The organism is Allomesorhizobium aridi, assembly GCF_043769475.1.
Lineage (GTDB): Bacteria > Pseudomonadota > Alphaproteobacteria > Rhizobiales > Rhizobiaceae > Allomesorhizobium.
The window spans coordinates 2,405,193-2,422,117 of record NZ_CP171729.1; the positions used below are offsets into that span (position 1 = coordinate 2,405,193).

Here is a 16,925-nt window from a genome sequence, read left to right on the forward strand (position 1 = left end):
CCGAACGGGACCATTAAATGTTGCGTCGTGTCGCTTCGGCCAATCTTTGCCTTCTCGCTGTGGTGCTGCTGATCGGCGGGTGTGCCGCCCGGCAGCAGACACATGACCTCTTGAGCCAGCCGGCAATTGCAGTACCCGCCTCCGCGATCGCCGCAAAGCACGAGATCTTCGTCGCCACCACCCGGGCCAGGGCGGAAATTCCCAACGAGGTCTTCAGCGGCCAGCGTTCACCTGTCACCAGTTACGCCCGCGTCGACATTACTGTTCCCGCAATCCACAAGACCGGCGCGATCGAACGCCGCAAGAAACGGCAAAAGCCTGACCCCGCAAAGTTTTTCGTCGCCAACGACGTCGCCGGATATGAAAGCGAGGCGGCGTTCTCCAACGCGCTCCGCGCCGACATCGCAGCCAGGGGCGGCCGCGCCCTGGTGTTCATCCATGGCTACAACACCGCCTTCGACAGCGCGATCTATCGCGTCACCCAGATCGCGCATGACGCCGGCTATTCGGGCACGCCGGTGCTGTTTTCATGGGCGTCCGGCGGCAAGACGGTCGACTACGTTTATGACAGCAACAGCGCAAGCGCCGCCCGCGACGCGCTGGAGGAGACGCTGCGGCTTGTCGCCCGCTCGGGCGCCAAGCGCATCGACATCATCGCCCATTCGATGGGCAACTGGGTGACGATGGAGGCGCTGCGGCAACTGGCGATCACCGGCGACCGCGACCTCGACGGCAAGCTGGGCGACGTCGTGCTGGCCTCGCCGGATATCGATGTCGACGTGTTCAAGACCCAGATGGCGCGTTACGGAAAACCGAAAAAGCCGTTTTTCCTGTTCCTGTCAGACGACGACCGCGCGCTGAGGCTTTCCAGCCTTATCGCTGGCAACAAGCCGCGGCTCGGCGACTACGGCAAGGCTCAGGACATCGCCGAATATGGCTTTGTCGTCGTCGACCTCTCAAACGTCGAATCCAGCGACCGGCTCAATCACATGAAATTCGCCGACAACCCGCTGCTGGTCAAAATGCTCGGCGATGGTCTGCAGCGGAGCGAAGATCTCACCGCCAACGAGCGCGAAGTCACCGACCGCATCAACGGCCTGGCGCAAGGTCTCGGCCAGACGCTGACATCGGCCGCCGAGATTGTCATAACCACGCCCATAAGCGTGCTTAACGTGGCGGTCGGCGGAAACTGACCTGAGTTAGGCACATGAACGACAACGGCGTTGCGAAGCGGCCGGCGATCGCCCGAATCTGGCGCGGACGGGTCAGAGCCGGGCGGGCCAACGAATATGAAGCCTATAATTACGAAGCCGGCGTCAAGCCATTGATGGAAAAGGCGATGGGCGTCCAGACCTTTCGCGAGGACCGCGACGGCGAGAGCGAGTTCATCACGATTTCATACTGGGAGAGCGTGGAGGCGATGAGCGTCTTTGCCGGAAGCGATCCGACGCGCATCCACCATCTCGATCGCGATCCCGAGTTCCTGATCGAGCTGCCGAAGGAGGTGCAGATCGTGCGGTTGCTGGTCAGCCATGGGAATGTTGGGGCGGGGTGAGACGCTGCGGGGCGGGTAGATCGTGCTGACGCTTCGGACGAGTTGAAGGGGAAGCCCTGACCCCTTTTGCGGACTTCCCATCGACGCGCCGTAGGATCACTTTTGGTATACAGAAACATGCATCTTACTTGATGCATCGAACTGTGAGCGATCGTAGCCTCCCCACCGGTGAATGCGTGTCAGACCAGCGAGCCGTGCCATGAGATCAATCTCGCTCGGCCAGGCGTACCGCATGGGCAGGGGCACCAGCCGCACCCCCGTTTCGGTCACTCTGATCCGCTGATACTCGAAGAGTTGGCAAACAGGATCATGCAGGGCTGCCTCGATCCAGACCGAGGTCTTGTCAAGCCGCTTGGTTCGAACGCGCTGACCATCCGAGAAACCCGAGAAGTCGGGAACGAATGTCTCGATCATGAATGTCCCGCCCGGATTCAAACGATCGGCGACATTCCGAAAACATCGTATCTGATCTTCCTGACTCTGCAGGTTAAACAAGGTGTTGAATACCAGAAACACGTGATCGAACGGACCTTTGATATTGACATCCGCAAAGTCGCCTATGGTCACGTCGATCGCGTCCGATCCGGGCTTTTCGCGCAGCTTTTCGATCATCTCGAGCGATCCTTCGATGCCAGAAACGCGGTGGCCCAAAGCGACCAACGGCAAAGCAACGCGACCTGTGCCGATTGCCAGTTCGAGGATTGAACCCTCCCCGGCCAGTTCGGAGATTAACCGAACGGTCTCTTCTGTCGTCCCGGGGTCGTGTAGCTCGTCGTATTCGGCTGCGTTCAACTCTCCGAACGTCGATGCGGTAAACCCTTCCATCTCTTCGATCCAACCTCCTACTTTGCGGCAACCATAATGTTTTGCAGAGGCTTTAGAAACGGCAGACTTGGTCTGCACCTGGCTCATTCTAGCGATCGATGGGAATGACGGCTCGCCACCCCTTGCAGTCAATTAGGAACAGCTAATGTCAGGAGAGCGGATCGTGCTTGAGCTTAGTCGCGCGCCGTCATCCCTCAATGGCCGCCGGAGAGAACAAGCGTTTTCACGGGAGGCAGCAGCGCCTGAAACCGCAATATGATCGCAAGCACCAGCCCGACCGTGCCGCGCCAGTGGGAATTCTCACAGACGAACCTACCCACTCCTCATATCCTTTGGGCACAGGTCTTGTTCTGACCTGTCGGTTGGGGGAGGAAAATACCCAATGTACAGACACATAGTCCTTGCAGCGCTTTGCGTGACGACGGGTTATGCCTTCGCAGGTGAACTGGACACCCTGCAAGGAGGGGGTATCGATCTCGGCGGGTTCCGAGGCGTCGTCTATTACACGCAGGCCGATAACAGCTTCCGGGTGGTCGCCACGATCGCTGAAAGCGAGGCGGGCCTGCCCGTGCGCTTCGAGGCGACCCTCGATGAAGGCCAAAGCTTCACGATCTCGGTTCCAGGCAGGGTGGACGAGCCCAGCCAAGCCGTCGAGATCTCGCGGGCCAACGGCAAACTCTTCGTGGCAGGAGCCGAGCCTGCTCCCGAACTCATTCGTGCCAGCCATTAAATCTGTCGCCTCCTAGGACGAACTCGATCTCCGCGAAGGAACAAGACAATGTTTTATACGCTCGTTATTCTGGCTTGCCTGACATCCGCTCCGGGGGCCTGCGAGTCGCGCGAGTTGATCGTCAGCGATTTGGCCATCCATCCCGGGACCGCTTTCATACAGGCGCAACCACTTGTCGCCCAATGGACCGAAACGCATCCCGCCTATTTCGTACAACGCTGGCGACTGCTGCCCGGTCGTGGGACATGAATGCTGCGCCAAGTCGCGCCTCCGCCCTCAATGGCCGCCGGAGAGGACGAGCGTTTTCACGGGAAGCAGCAGCGCCTGGAACCTCAATATGATCGCATGCACCAGCCCGACCGTATCTATGACGTGCAGGAACAGCCATTTGGGCGTGCTCAGCCCCTCTTCGGAAAGAACGTCGTGATTGTTGGTGTAGGCGTTGGCGATACAGCTGCTGCCCGGCGGAACGCCATCGAACCCTCCGGCGAACAGCGGCTCCAGAAAGACGGTGATCGTTCCGGGGCGGACGACCTGCTGGGCGTCGATCAGCTGATCCGACGCCCGGACCTGGCCGGTTGCGATAAGATCCTGAACCTCGGTGACCACCATCGGGATGATCGTCAAGGGCATGGAAATGCAGGTCGCTTCGGCAATCATGCCGACCTTCATCACCTGGGCTTCGAGCTGGCCGAAGCCCGCCACAAGCGCCTTCCTTCCGGCTTCCGCCGGTATCAAAACGCCGGCGGGCCGCATGAAGGGATTTACGATATCACCCTTGCGCAGCGTGAATTGCTCCAGCGTACCGGCAACCCCGGCGTAGACGACGGTCTTGTCCAGTTCGACCTGGGCCTGGGCCAGCGACGCCTCGGCGCTTTTCCGCTGGGCCGGCAGCACGGAGGAAATCTGCGATTCGACGGACTGCTTGCTTGCCATGACCGCCGAAATGGCGGCCTGCCGCCCTTCCACGACATTGGCGAGCTTCTCGATCTCGCGCTGCGCGACCGTGCCGGCGTTTCGCCGTTGAAGTTCGGTTTTGGTTTCGAGTTCGTCCAAGGCCTGCTTGTACGAGCTTTGCGCTTCCTGGATCCGTGCGTCGGCCCCGGCCAGCTCGGTCTTGGCCAGTTCTAGCGCCGCGTCTATCTCCGATACGCGCCGCCTCGCGGTCTCGAGCGCCGCTTCCTGCTGCGCGCTGTCGAGCCTGAAGATGCGCTGGCCCGCCTCGACCCTGTCCCTCATTCCCACATAGACTTCCTCGACGCGGCCGGAGCCTTCGGGGAGAATAGGGATCGTGCGATAGAACGAAACGGCGCTGGACGTCGACGGGTGAAAGTAAAGAATGAGCGTCAGCAGGATTATGGTCAGGCCTATGCACGCCGTTATCCCGTATCGCAGCTCGTACCATATTGAAAAGAGCGTGATCTCGTGGCCGATCCTCTTTCCCTGTACAAACCGCCGGACGAGAAAGTCGGGCAGGATAGTGACGACCGAACAAAGCAGAACTTCGATCATCGCTCAGGCCCTCCCGCCGGCACGGCCTGTACCTGATGCGGGTCGGATGGCGCCTTGGCCGCTTCGTCAAGGGGGCCGTTTCTGGCTGCCTCTTTCGGTTCCGGCGGAGGTGCGATCTCGACTTTGATTTGCGCGTAGTTCACGAGCACCTCGGGCGCTTGCTCCGATGTCGCTTCGGCAACCGGAGAACGAAGCCGCCCCGTCGCCATTCTGGCGAGCGAGTCGGCCATGCTCGCCAGGGGTGTCCAGAAATCGGGCACGGGAATGAGCGCCAGCAGCAATGCGGCAACCCAGAAAGCATTGATGTGGGTGAACAACGCCAGCAGCGACAGTGCCCCCACCAACTGGAACTGGAGTTGGCCGGTGCCGTGGGACATGCGTTCCGGCAAGGAGTGGAGCCAGAAGTACAGGCTGCCTATCCCCATCACAGCCAATACAAGGAAGATGACAGCCCCCGTGAACAACACATCGGTCTCGCCAGGGGCCGTTATGAAGGACGGGAGATAATGGGGCGCCGCCGGATGCATTGCCTCGGACATGCCTGCCACTCCCCCTTTTTCGCTCGCACAAGAACGCCCGAGCACTATTTTTGAGGCGCCGCGCCGTCTCGCGCCCAAACAAAAGAATACTCCGACCACGTTCGAATGCAAACTAAAGCGGCCGGGCGCCGGCCAGGCTGACGTTGGCCTGCGGCGCGCGTCGCCGCGCGTCCTTTCCGGACGCTCCAAGACTTTGAATCTGGCGCATGACCCTTCCGAAAACCCTGCTTTCGGGGGTCATGCGCCAGCACCGCAGCCTCAGCCTCTCGCCGCCGCTTCCAGGCCGGCGATGTCGAACTTCACCATCTTGAGCATCGCTTCGGTGACGCGCTTGGCCTTGCCTTGGTCGGGATCGCTCATGAGCTCTCCCAGCAGCCTTGGCGTGATCTGCCAGGAGAGGCCCCAGCGGTCCTTCAGCCAGCCGCATTGCTCTGTCGAGCCGCCCTCTTTCAGCGCGTCCCAGAGACGGTCGATCTCAGCCTGGGTTTCGCATTCGACGATGATCGAGAAGCTGTGGTTGAACGGATCGAGCGGGCCGGCCTCGATGGCCATGTAGCGCTGGTCGCCGAGCGTGAAGGCCGCAATTCTGACGCTGCCCGCAGGTCCGCTCGGGGTGTCGGCGGGCAGGCCCGAAATCCAATGGATCGACGAGCCGGGAATGAGCGATGTGTAGAAGCCGACGGCGGCCTCCATGTCCTTCGCGAACCAGAGATGCTGAGTAACCTTCATCGTTGTGATCCTTCCTCGAAATGGCGTCGGCCGACACGGCCGCACGTTGGCGCGCTCCGAACAGACGCGGGCGCGCGACCCAAGGACGAACGAGACGGCCGGCTCCCGACAGGCGGAGCGATTTTTATCGCAAAGGTCGCCAAAGTTGATTCAGCTCATTCAGTGACGACTATCGGGAGAAGAAACCGTCCAGCGCGGTTGGGAGATGCGCATGAGCCTATTTGAACTTGAAAACTTTGAACGCTTCACCTCTTCGCTTCCGGGCGTCTCCCTTGCCGACCAGTGGGAATCGCGGGTCGCAAAGGTGGGCCGCAAGGTATTCACGCTGCTCAGGCTGACATCGCCGGACTTGCACAGCATCGTGTTCAAATGTCCGGAGGAAAGTTTTGTCGTGCTGACCGCGATCGAGGGCGTCAAGCAGGCGCGCCCTACTTCGCCAAGCGGCAATGGGTGTGTGTTGCGAAGGAGGCCGGTCTCAGCGACGATGAAATCGAGACCCATCTGCGCCGGTCCTACCGGCTTGTCGCAGCGGGACTGACGAAGAAACTTCGCCAGGAATTGGGTATTCCGCTCGAATAGACGTTGGCGGCGCCTCGGCGCGTTTGCAATAATGGCCTGTGCGAGCCGGAAGGCCCGGCCGAGATCGGTCAGGCAGCGAGGCTGTCCTGGGAGAAGCCCATCTGCTCGGCGAAGGGTTTCTCGGCGGCGAGCTGCTCGACGAAGATCGGCGTGGTGACGAGACGCCTGAAATAGGCGGAGAGTGCGGGATAGCGCGCCGGGGACACGGTTTCGCCGAGGTAGTGGAACAGCACGAGGTTGGTGCCGACGGCGATGTCGGCGATGGACAACGCTTCGCCGACCAGCCAGCCGCTGCGAGCTTCGCCGCCGAGATATCCGAAGTACCGAGGAGCGACCTCGGACAGCACGCGGTCCGACAGGCCGGTGTCGGGCGCGCCACCCTGCATGGGCGCGACCACACGCTGGTGGAAGAGCGGGTGTATCACATCGCGGAAGAAGGCGCCGAGATAGGCCTCGATCCAAAGCGCCCGGCCGCGCTCCCGCGGATCTGCGGGGATCACCGGGATCGCCGGATGCTTCGCGTCGAGATACTGCAGGATCGCGCTGCTGTCCGGCAGGATGAAATCGCCGTCCTCGATCACCGGGATGAGGCCGGTTGGGCTGAGTTGGCTCCAGTTCGTTGGCAGAGTCTCAGGCAATATCGGAATGACCACATTGAGTTCGTGGTCGAGCCCCTTTGCCCGAAGCGCGAGCTGGACCTTGCGGGTGTGGACGGAGAGTGGAACGCCGTGGAGTTTCATGGTCTTGGGTCCTTTCTGACCGGGAGCATGGGCGAACGCCCGGCCCGCGCGTCCCGGTTTCCGGCGCGGGTGTTCAGTGCGGCTTGACCGCGAAGTCAGGCTGGGGTGAGGGGAAACTGAATCTCGACCAATGCCTTGTCGAAGCCAGGCGGTTTGAGCACAGGCTCCAGGAAGATTTCGCGGCTTGGACCGGCGACGGCATAGCCGTTGGCTTCAATCCACGCGCCGATTGCGCCGAAGGCGGCGTGGCTTTCGGGATTCGTGCCCTGGCGGACGATCGTGGCGGCGGTATCGACGGCAGGCAGGTTCTCGGGAGAGAATGTCAGCCCCTCGGCGCTCACGGTGCGGCCAGTGAAGCGGGTCAGTATGTAGCCGATGGTGAGGTCCAGCCGGTCGGAATCGGGATCGTTGCGCGCCACCACAATCAGGTTGCCGCGCTGGCTTGGGCGTAGAGCGGCGTGGCCGGCGGCCGCCGCGGCCGCGACCAATGGGCCGGCCTCCTCGAGGTCGGCGACGGTGTGACGGGTGGCGAGGATCGGCTGAGACGGCAAGGATTTGGTGACGACATCGTAACCCGAGATGCCGCCCTGCCGGTCGATCTGGGCGATCCGGCTTTCGATGTGCCGCAGGCGCTGTTCTCCTATCCGGATCGCCTGCTCAGCCTCGGCCCGTTTGAGCAGGAGCATGCCGCGAAGCTCCTCCGGCGAGATCGCCTCGTCCAGGAACGAGCCGATCTGGTCGAGCATCAGTCCGAGGTCTTTCAGGGCGAGGATTGCGTTCAAACGCGACAACTGGTGAATGGCATAGTAGCGGTAGCCGGTCTGCGGGTCCGTGTGGCCGGGCTGGAGCAGGCCTATCTGGTCATAGAACCGCAATTGGCGGGTCGAAACTTGCGCGATCTGAGCGAACTCGCCTATCCGGAACATGAGAATATCTTCGCTGTTTGTTTTGCCGGATTTCTGTTTACGGGTTTGACGTAAGGGCAAAGTCAAGCGGGATTTCGCAAACGCCTTAGACAGCTGCAATTCAGGCGTCGTCAGCAAAAAAACCGGCCCGTTCCATTTTCGCTGGAACGGGCCGGTTCGATGTTCGGATTGCTTCGAGGTTGCTACCGCTTCAGGGTTCCAGCGTCTCGCGGACCTCGTCGATCTTGCCGACGGCATCGCCGACGCCAAGCAGATCCTTGGCCCAGTCCATCATTTCATCGTCGACGTAATCATCGCCGAATTCGGCGACGCGGTTTTCGTTCGCGGCATCGAGCAGCGCGGCCCTGAGCGCTTCGTCGTCGGTACCGACTGCCGCCGTTTCCGCCGCCAGTTCCGCATCCGTGAGCGACGTTTCCGCATTAGCGACGGCGGTGGCCTCCGCGCTGCCAAGCAGGCCTTCGACTCCGGTAATTTCGGCATCCAAGGCTGGATCATCCACAGTTTCGGCAGCAGCGGTCAGGTCCGCGAGCCGATCCTCCAAGCTCTCGACCGTCGGATTGTCGTAGACGCCGACCGCGTCGTCATATGGCGTCAAGGCCGCGGCGTTTACGGCGGCGGCGAAATCGGCCTGGGCCTCGGCTAGCGCAGCCGTCGCGTCAGCCACGTTCTCCTGCGCAAGGTCGAACTCGGCCGACGCCATCACGAAGTCCCGGATGGCCGCCATTCGCGGCGACTTGCTGTTTAGATAGGCGTGATAGTTACGCTTCAGCGAGTTGAGTCCGGCGAGCTTGGCGTTGAAATTCTTCGGCTTGGCGTCAGGCAGGGGCGCGTTGGCCGGGAGCGCCGCCATTTTCACCTCTTTCGGCGATTTCGTTTTCGCCTTGGCGGAAGATGTCTTGGCGGCGGTGCCTTTCATCCGCGACCGCTCCTTGCCGAACACAGCGCCAAACATGTTGCCTACCGAACGCGAGGCCGCCAGGCTGGTGGAGGATTTCGTGTGGCCCTTCGCATCGGCCGACTTTCCGTGATCAGCGGAACCGCCCTTGCCGTTTCCGCCACTGTTGCCGCCACCATTCCCGCCACCATTTCCCCCACCGTTGCCGCCCTTGGCGTAGGCGGCGGCGGGTTCGAACCCGCCGGATACCACCGAATCGAGATTGATCGGCAGCGCGCTGACGGCCAGCGCCGACACCGCTCCGAGCAGGAGTTTGGGAATGCGTTTCATGATTTCCTCCGACTGAAGTCCGCTCCGTGCGTAACGCTAGTGCGAGCCGTGGCGGCGTCCAATAACTTTGTATCTCCGCGCGTAAGGCAATTAGAACAGCCTGAACGGATGTTAGACAAACAGATCGACCTTCTCGAATTTGGTCACGTCGATGATGCCGACATCGGAGATGCGGAGTTCCGGGATCACCACCAGCGCCAGCAGCGAGTGCTGCATGTAGGCGTTGTTCAAGCTGCAGCCCATGGCGCGCATCGCCTCGGTCAGTTTCTCGGCCTTGGCGGCGACTATTTCGGCGCGCTCGTCCGACATCAGGCCGGCGATCGGCATTTCGACCAGCGCCAGTTCCTTTCCTTTGGAGAAGATCACCACGCCGCCGCCAACCTGGCCGAGGCGGTTGGCGGCCTTGGCCATGTCGTCCTTGTCGGTGCCGACGACGATCATGTGGTGGCTGTCATGCGCCACCGTCGAGGCCAGCGCGCAGTCCTGCATGTAGCCGAAGCCGGAGACAAAACCGTTGGTGACGCCGCCCGTGCCGCGGTGGCGCTCGACCAGTGCGATCTGGCAGACGTCGTTGCGCCGGTCCATCGCCACCAGCCCCTTCTCGACCGAAAGCTCGGCTTCGAGCGCGCGCGTCGGCGCCTGGTTTTCGATGACGCCGATGACGCGGACCTTTACTTCCTTGGCGCCTTTCGGCGCGGGAATGTCGAAGTCGGCTCCCTTGAGCTTGCGGCCGAGTTTGACCGTGTTCTTGGCGCTCTTCGGATAATCGTAGGCGGGAATGTCGATCTCGAGTTTTCCCCCTTTGGCGAGCCGCGCGCCGCGGCCAAAAACCTCGTCGATCTTCATTTCGGCAAGGTCGGAGACGATCAGGAAATCGGCGAGCCGCCCCGGCGTGATCGAGCCGAGTTCGCGCTCGAGCCGAAAATGCTGCGCGGTGTTGATGGTCGCCATCTGGATTGCCGTGACCGGCTTCAGCCCTTGCGCGATGGCATGGCGCACCACCCGGTCCATGTGGCCGTCATGGACCAGCGTGCCGGAATGGCTGTCGTCGGTGCAAAGAATGAAGCTGCGCGGGTCGAGCCCGGATTCCGTCACCGCCTTGATCTGCGTGGCGACGTCATACCAGGCGGAGCCGAGCCTCAGCATCGCCTTCATGCCCTGACGCACCCGGGCGATGGCGTCCTCGACGCGGGTGCCTTCGTGGTCGTCCTCGGGCCCGCCGGCGACATAGCCGTGGAACGGCAGGCCGAGATCGCGCGAGGCGTAGTGGCCGCCGACGGTCTTGCCGGCCTTGACCGTTTCGGCGATTTCGCCGGCCATCACCGGATCGTTGGCGACAACGCCGGGAAAGTTCATGACCTCGCCGAGCCCGATGATGTTTTCCCAGGTCATCGCCTCGGCGACGTCGGCGACGCTGAGCGCGGCGCCGGCATTTTCCAACCCAGGCGCGGAAGGAACGCAGGACGGCATCTGGACGTGCACGTTGACCGGCATCGCCATCGCCTCGTCATGCATCAGCCTGACACCCTGCAGGCCGAGCACGTTGGCGATCTCGTGCGGGTCGATGAACATCGAGGTGGTGCCGTGCGGGATAACGGCGCGGCAGAACTCGGTGACCGTCACCATGCCGCTTTCGACGTGCATATGTGCGTCGCAGAGGCCCGGCACGAGGTAGCGCCCGCCAGCGTCGACCACTTTCGTGCCCTTGCCGATGGCGTGCGAGGCATTAGGCCCGCAATAGGCGAAGCGCCCGGCGACGATGGCAAGGTCGGTGCCGGCGATGATCTCGCCCGAATGCACATTGACCCAGCGGCCGTTGCGGACGACGAGATCGGCCGGCCGGCGGCCGGTCGCCACGTCGACCAGGAGCGGCCCGACTTCGGTCCACGGCTTCGGCTTGGAAAACTGTCCGGCGGGCTTCGGCATGCGCAAAACTCCTGATTCTAGAGACTGTGCCAAGCCTTGCGAGCTTTGACTAGCCAGCACCCAGGCGGAAGCCGCAACTTGTCCGGCGCAGGACCGAACCCGGCGTGGACCTGGCAACCGGTTGTATCGGCAAACCGCGCCATTATACTGCGCCGACTGAACAGGACGGGCGAGAAATGCCGCCGGTGGCGAATTGATGGATGGTTTTTTCAGGCGTCGCAGGCTGTGGATCGGCCTGGTCCTGTGCGCGGCCGCCATCGTCATTGCCGTGCTTGGCAGCTCATTCGCAACCAGCGTCTATCTCGATCAGGCGGCCACGCGCGGCCAGACGACGCTGCGCCTGGCGGTCGCCGCGCTCCGCGGGCATATGAGCCGCTATGAACCGCTGCCGGCGCTGATCGCCGATCACGACGACATAAGGCAGCTGGCGGCCGACCCGCACAGTGCGTCACTGCGAACGGCCGCCAACAATTACCTCAAGGAAATCAATGCGCTGCTGGAATCTTCCGACATCTATGTGATGACGGCCGACGGCGACACCATCGCGGCCAGCAATTTCGACGGCCCGTTGAGCTTCGTCGGCGAGAATTTCAGCTACCGGCCCTATTTCCAGCACGCGATGGAGGGGCGGCAGGGGCGCTTCTTCGCGCTCGGCACGACTTCGCTGAAGCGCGGCTATTATTTTTCCTCGCCGATCATGGCGGACGGAAAAATCCGCGGCGTTGTCGTGTTCAAGGTCGACATCGACGCGATCGAGGCTTCGTGGAAGGGCGGCGACAACGAGATCATCGTCTCGGACCCGGAAGGCATCATCTTCATGACCGGCCGGCCGGAATGGCGCTATGCCGGCCTTGAGCCGCTGACGCCGGAACGCCTTGCCCGCACGGCCGCCTCGCGCCGCTACGCCGACGCGGCGCTGCGCGAACTGCCGGTCGTGCGCGGCCTGTTCCAGGACCGGCACCATCTGATGACGATATCCGGCGCCGGCGCGCGCCGGGAATATCTCGTGCTCGCCGAGGATATGCCGGAGGCGGGCTGGACGGTGAGCGTGCTTCTTAACACCGGCTCGGCGCGTGCGCAGGCGCTGACCAGCGTCGCGGCCGCCCTGCTGCTGCTTGGCCTCGCCGCACTTGGCGGCGCGATCGTCCTGCAGCGCCGGGCGCGCCTTGCCGAGCGCATGGAGATGCAGGCCAGCGCCCGGGAAGAACTCGAACGCCGCGTCGAGGAGCGGACCGGAGATCTGGCGCTGGTCAACCGTCAGCTTGAACTGGAAGTGGCGGAGCGCCGCGCGACCGAGCAGCAATTGCGCAAGACGCAGTCGGATCTGGTACAGGCCGGAAAGCTGGCCGCGCTAGGCCAGATGTCGGCGGCGCTGTCGCACGAATTCAACCAGCCGCTGGCCGCGGTGAAAACCTACGCCGACAATGCCGCGATCCTGATCGACCGCGAGCGCATAGCGGAGGCGCGCGACAACGTCTCGCGCATATCGAGCCTCACCGACCGCATGGCCGCGATCAGCCGGCACTTGAGGAACTTCGCCCGCAAGCCGAACCAGAAGCTCGGCCCCGTGCCGCTGGCGGAAGCGGTGGCGGACACGCTGGAAATCATCGGCGGGCGGCTGAAGGCGGCGGATGCGACGCTCAACGTCGATCTCGGCCCTGTTCCGATCACCGTCAGGGCAGGATCCGTGCGCCTGCAGCAGGTGCTGGTCAACATCATCTCCAATGCCGCCGACGCAATCGAGGGGCTGCCGGACCGCAGCATCGACCTCGCCGCGCGCAAGAAGGGCGGCAAGGCGCTGATCACCATCAGCGACCACGGCCCCGGCGTGCCCGACGCAATCGCCGAACGCATCTTCGACCCGTTCTTCACGACCAAGGGCGTCGGCAAGGGCCTCGGGCTCGGCCTGTCCATCTCCTACAACATCATCAAGGATTTCGGCGGCAGCCTCCGCGTCGGCAAGGCGGCCGGCGGCGGCGCGCAATTCGCCATCGAGCTCGAAGCCGTCCGCGAAACGGTCCGCGAGGCGGCGGAATGAAGTCCGCCACGGTGCTTCTGGTCGACGACGAAGACGAACTGCGCCGGTCGACGGCGCAGTCGCTCGACCTTGCCGGCTTCAGCGTGCGCGATTTCGCCGGGGCCGAGCGGGCGCTGGACTTCATCACGCAGGGCTTCAACGGTGTCGTCGTCACCGATATCCGCATGCCCGGCATGGACGGCATGACGCTGATGGCGCGCATCCGCGACATCGATCCCGACATTCCCGTGATCCTGGCGACCGGTCACGGCGACGTGCAGCTTGCGGTGAGGGCGATGCGCGAAGGCGCCTACGATTTCGTCGAAAAGCCGTTCACCGGCCAGCATCTGGCCGACATGGCGGCGCGGGCGCTCGACCGGCGCCGGCTCGTGCTCGAAAATCGCCAGCTCAGGGCCGTGGCCGGCAAGCGCGACGATATTGAGGCCCGCCTGCCCGGCCGCACCCAGGCGATGATCGACCTGCGCTACCGGCTGCGCGCCGTGGCTGGCACCGACGCCGACGCGCTCATCATCGGCGACACCGGCACCGGCAAGGAGGTGACGGCGCGCGCGCTCCACGATTTGAGTTCCCGCGCGGCAAGGCCGTTCGTCGCCATCAACTGCGCCGCCCTCCCCGCCACGCTCATCGAAAGCGAGCTGTTCGGCCACGAGGCCGGCGCCTTCCCTGGCGCCATGCGCGCCCGCTTCGGCAAGTTCGAGCATGCTCGCGGCGGCACGGTGTTGCTCGACGAGATCGGCTCGATGCCCGTCGATCTGCAGGCGAAGCTGCTGCGCGTCATCCAGGAGCGCGTCATCACGCGGCTCGGCTCAAACGAAGCGCTGCCGCTCGACGTGCGCTTCGTCGCCACCAGCAAGGCGGACCTAGAGGCGGAGGTCGCCGCCGGGCGCTTCCGCGCCGACCTGCTCTATCGCCTCAATGTCGTGACGCTGCGCCTGCCGTCGCTCTCGGCGCGGCGCGAAGACGTGCCGCTGCTCTTCCTGCAGCTGGTCAGCGAGGCCGCCGCCCGCTACCGGCGCGACGATATCGAGGTGCCGCAGCGTGTCATCGCGGAGATCGAAAGGCGCGAATGGCCGGGAAATGTGCGTGAACTGCGCAACGCCGCCGACCGCTATGTGCTCGGCCTCGGGCTGCAGCTTGCCGATGACGCCGGCGACGCTGCCGCAAGCCGGCTCGCCGAGCGCGTCGCCGATTTCGAGAAGGGCGTGATCGCCGGCGCGCTGTCGGCGCATGGCGGCAGCCTCAAGCCGGTCTACGAGACGCTCGGCATCTCGCGAAAGACGCTCTACGAGAAGATGCAAAAGTACGGACTGGACAAGCGCGATCACGGCCGGGAAAGCGGCGCGAATGGGGGCCCGGACCACTTCAGGGACTAACCAGAAATGCAATGTTCGACGGCACAGATGCCGAGGACTCGATTTTGTCGTTTGTGCCGGCCAGAAGAGCGTGCAAGCGCCGCACCGGCAACGCAGGCTTGGCTTTTCGCACGAGTAGGTTAAACCAATGACATCACTGGCATGCTGGGGATTGAAATGACCAAGGACAAGATCGCGCGGCGGGGACTGTTGCTCGGCGGCCTGGCGCTGATGGTTTCCGGATGCACCTCCGCGATGGGACAGGCCGCCAGGCCTATCGCCTTCGCGTTCCCGGACGGGACCGGGTCGATCGCCGTTTCAGGCGGCAGCGCGTGCGCTATGATGGAGGCGAGAGACCCGGCACGATCGTCGTCGATACGTCGCAGTTTTTTCTCTATTTCGTGGAGGAAGACGGCTGGGCGACGCGCTATGGCGTCGGCGTCGGCGAGCAGGGACTGACGCTCAAAGGCAACGCGAGCATCGGCCACAAAGCCGTCTGGCCTTCCTGGACACCCACCGCCAACATGATGCGCCGCAAGCCGCGCCTGTTGCAGTATGCGGGCGGAGTCCCCGGCGGACCGAATAATCCGCTCGGCGCGCGAGCTCTATATCTCTACCGCGGCGGTCGCGACACCATGTTCCGGCTGCACGGCACCAACGAGCCGTGGTCGATCGGCACGGCGGTATCGAGCGGGTGCATCCGTTTGCTGAATGACGACGTCATCGACCTCTACGACCGCACCCCCGTGGGGACGGCAGTGCGGGTCATTTGACCAGGATGTGCTGACGTTCAGGCGATTCCGGCCTGCAAATGGCGGTTTTCTGCGCTTCCGGCCAGGTCGGGGCCTTTACCCCGGCCAAGCGCTTCGACAAAGCAGCTTACAGCGGTTGCCGCCGTTGCAGTGTCCTTCGGATGCGGCTCGCCTGTCTGGCCACCTTGTCGCGAAGGACTTGAAAATGATAGACATTTCTGCGCCTTCGCTTCCCGTGTCCGAACGGATGGCCTCACACCATTTCAACCAGATTCATGGGTTCACAACCTAATTTCTGGGGCAAAGGAACCGCATCCGGTCCAATTGCGTTAGGGATGTTGGCAGGTCAGTCCCGATTGTGTCTTTCCTGCACTAGGCTTTGGCCTGGTTCACGCCTACGTTTAAGCGCCACGATTCGTGGCATTCGTTCTTAGACAGCCATTCCGCCTTAGGGGAAAGGATCGCTTAATGAGCAGAATTACCGCAGTCATTGCCATACTTGCCGTTGCCAGCCTTAGCGGCTGCGCAAATATGGACATCGGCAAGGGGAAGGGGAAAGCTCCGCCGCCCGTCGTCGTCGAAGAGCCGGCACCGGCGCCCGTCTACAAGTAAGGACCGGCTACGGCCGGTTCGGGGGAGGGTTACGGCCCTTCCCCGCAATGCAATGATATCCGTGCCGGGCGGTCACTCGATCCGGCGTGAGGTTCGACAGGACGTGCAGACCTGGTGGTTTGCGCGGCTTCAAGCTTTGGGTATGAAATGACGCCTGTGGTCGGCCGTTCCACAATCGTGGCCCTGCTCGCGCTCGCGGCCGCTTCATGCCAGTCCTCCTCCGGGGACAGCGTCCAGACGAATTACGTTTCGGGCGACCGCGCGACGGCGGCGACCTCCGGAGTTCCGATAACGAGGGCGGCGACTACCTCGTCGCAGGGGACAGCCTCGTTGCGGGGCCAGTATTTCATCGAATTCCGCTCCCGCTACGCCTATACCTACGGTCACTCTTTCGTGATCTTCGGGCGCATGGACAACGCAGGAAGGATGATCAATCCCCAAGTCGCCGGGCTCGCTCCAAAGTCCAACGATCCCAATGTTTACATGCTCGGCCACGCTGTACCCGTGCCGGCCTCGACCGGATGGACCGACGGCGATCTGGAAATCGCCTATCGGTCGGCGAGCTGGACAGTTCCTCTTGCCGAATCCGATTACAGGAGAGTCGTGGCCTACATACGCAAGCTGCAGGCCAGTTCGCCGCTCTGGCACGCGTCGCTCTACAATTGCAACGCCTTCGTGGCCGACATCGCAAACTTCATGGGCTACAAGACGCCCGGCATCTGGCTTATGCCGCGTGATTTCATCACAAAGCTTCGACAGATGAATGGTGGGCCGAATGCCATCGGCTATACCGGCCCTCCGGGAGTTGAATCCGGAAATGCCCCCGCCCCAACGGCCGCCCGTTAGGAGATCGACGTGTCGAGGCGGGCCGCGCCTCGGACATTC

Annotated in this window: 17 protein-coding genes and 1 pseudogene; 9 read left to right on the forward strand and 9 right to left on the reverse strand. The window is 63.1% G+C overall.

Going from position 1 to position 16,925, the window contains the following annotated elements; genetic code table 11:
* Positions 1 to 17: 17 nt before the first annotated feature.
* Entirely contained in the window at positions 18 to 1,193 is a 1,176-nt protein-coding gene (locus ACG873_RS13880) for an alpha/beta hydrolase (protein ID WP_394892439.1), read from the forward strand.
* A gap of 14 nt (positions 1,194 to 1,207) precedes the next feature.
* Entirely contained in the window at positions 1,208 to 1,555 is a 348-nt protein-coding gene (locus ACG873_RS13885; RefSeq protein WP_394892440.1) for an antibiotic biosynthesis monooxygenase family protein, read from the forward strand.
* 96 nt (positions 1,556 to 1,651) lie between these two features.
* On the opposite strand, the gene ACG873_RS13890 is transcribed toward ACG873_RS13885, so the two are convergent.
* Entirely contained in the window at positions 1,652 to 2,467 is an 816-nt protein-coding gene (locus tag ACG873_RS13890) for a class I SAM-dependent methyltransferase (protein ID WP_394892442.1), read from the reverse strand.
* Positions 2,468 to 2,762: 295 nt separating this feature from the next.
* Here ACG873_RS13890 and ACG873_RS13895 point away from each other — a divergent pair, with 295 nt between their 5' ends.
* Both ACG873_RS13895 and ACG873_RS13900 read left to right on the forward strand, forming a co-directional pair.
* On the forward strand, positions 2,763 to 3,110 hold the full coding sequence (locus ACG873_RS13895) for a hypothetical protein (RefSeq protein ID WP_394892444.1): 348 nt from the start codon (positions 2,763 to 2,765) through the stop codon (positions 3,108 to 3,110).
* Positions 3,111 to 3,158: 48 nt separating this feature from the next.
* Entirely contained in the window at positions 3,159 to 3,359 is a 201-nt protein-coding gene (locus ACG873_RS13900; protein ID WP_394892445.1) for a hypothetical protein, read from the forward strand.
* A 27-nt stretch (positions 3,360 to 3,386) separates the two neighbouring features.
* On the opposite strand, the gene ACG873_RS13905 is transcribed toward ACG873_RS13900, so the two are convergent.
* The 8 genes from ACG873_RS13905 to ade form a co-directional block, all read right to left on the reverse strand.
* Complete coding sequence (locus ACG873_RS13905) at positions 3,387 to 4,622, reverse strand: HlyD family secretion protein (RefSeq protein WP_394892446.1); 1,236 nt, start codon at positions 4,620 to 4,622, stop codon at positions 3,387 to 3,389.
* A complete protein-coding gene (locus ACG873_RS13910; RefSeq protein ID WP_394892447.1) occupies positions 4,619 to 5,161 on the reverse strand; it encodes a hypothetical protein in 543 nt (180 codons plus the stop codon). Before ACG873_RS13910 ends, ACG873_RS13905 begins: the two co-directional genes overlap by 4 nt.
* Positions 5,162 to 5,419: 258 nt before the next feature.
* Positions 5,420 to 5,890: a VOC family protein gene (locus ACG873_RS13915; RefSeq protein WP_394892448.1), complete on the reverse strand. Its 471-nt coding sequence runs from the start codon at positions 5,888 to 5,890 to the stop codon at positions 5,420 to 5,422.
* A 159-nt stretch (positions 5,891 to 6,049) separates the two neighbouring features.
* Positions 6,050 to 6,391, reverse strand: coding sequence for a hypothetical protein (locus ACG873_RS13920; protein ID WP_394892449.1), 342 nt, complete (start codon positions 6,389 to 6,391; stop codon positions 6,050 to 6,052).
* 146 nt (positions 6,392 to 6,537) lie between these two features.
* Positions 6,538 to 7,209 carry a glutathione S-transferase family protein gene (locus ACG873_RS13925; protein WP_394892451.1) on the reverse strand — a complete coding sequence of 224 codons (672 nt, stop codon included), beginning with the start codon at positions 7,207 to 7,209 and terminating at the stop codon, positions 6,538 to 6,540.
* Positions 7,210 to 7,304: 95 nt separating this feature from the next.
* Complete coding sequence (locus tag ACG873_RS13930; protein ID WP_394892452.1) at positions 7,305 to 8,135, reverse strand: MerR family transcriptional regulator; 831 nt, start codon at positions 8,133 to 8,135, stop codon at positions 7,305 to 7,307.
* A gap of 190 nt (positions 8,136 to 8,325) precedes the next feature.
* Positions 8,326 to 9,360: a hypothetical protein gene (locus ACG873_RS13935; RefSeq protein ID WP_394892454.1), complete on the reverse strand. Its 1,035-nt coding sequence runs from the start codon at positions 9,358 to 9,360 to the stop codon at positions 8,326 to 8,328.
* A gap of 111 nt (positions 9,361 to 9,471) precedes the next feature.
* Entirely contained in the window at positions 9,472 to 11,286 is a 1,815-nt protein-coding gene (gene ade, locus ACG873_RS13940) for an adenine deaminase (RefSeq protein WP_394892455.1), read from the reverse strand.
* Positions 11,287 to 11,482: 196 nt separating this feature from the next.
* On the opposite strand from ade, the gene ACG873_RS13945 reads away from it, so the two are divergent.
* The 5 genes and pseudogenes from ACG873_RS13945 (at position 11,483) to ACG873_RS13965 (ending at position 16,886) form a co-directional block, all read left to right on the forward strand.
* On the forward strand, positions 11,483 to 13,324 hold the full coding sequence (locus ACG873_RS13945; RefSeq protein WP_394892456.1) for a sensor histidine kinase: 1,842 nt from the start codon (positions 11,483 to 11,485) through the stop codon (positions 13,322 to 13,324).
* Entirely contained in the window at positions 13,321 to 14,697 is a 1,377-nt protein-coding gene (locus ACG873_RS13950; RefSeq protein ID WP_394892457.1) for a sigma-54-dependent transcriptional regulator, read from the forward strand. The genes ACG873_RS13945 and ACG873_RS13950 overlap by 4 nt, the downstream gene beginning before the upstream one ends.
* A gap of 156 nt (positions 14,698 to 14,853) precedes the next feature.
* Positions 14,854 to 15,449 (forward strand): annotated as a pseudogene (locus ACG873_RS13955) (L,D-transpeptidase).
* 447 nt (positions 15,450 to 15,896) lie between these two features.
* The gene (locus ACG873_RS13960) at positions 15,897 to 16,040 is read left to right on the forward strand and encodes an ABC transporter (protein WP_394892458.1); all 144 of its coding nucleotides are present in this window, start codon (positions 15,897 to 15,899) and stop codon (positions 16,038 to 16,040) included.
* 147 nt (positions 16,041 to 16,187) lie between these two features.
* The gene (locus ACG873_RS13965; protein ID WP_394892460.1) at positions 16,188 to 16,886 is read left to right on the forward strand and encodes a hypothetical protein; all 699 of its coding nucleotides are present in this window, start codon (positions 16,188 to 16,190) and stop codon (positions 16,884 to 16,886) included.
* Positions 16,887 to 16,925 lie beyond the last annotated feature (39 nt).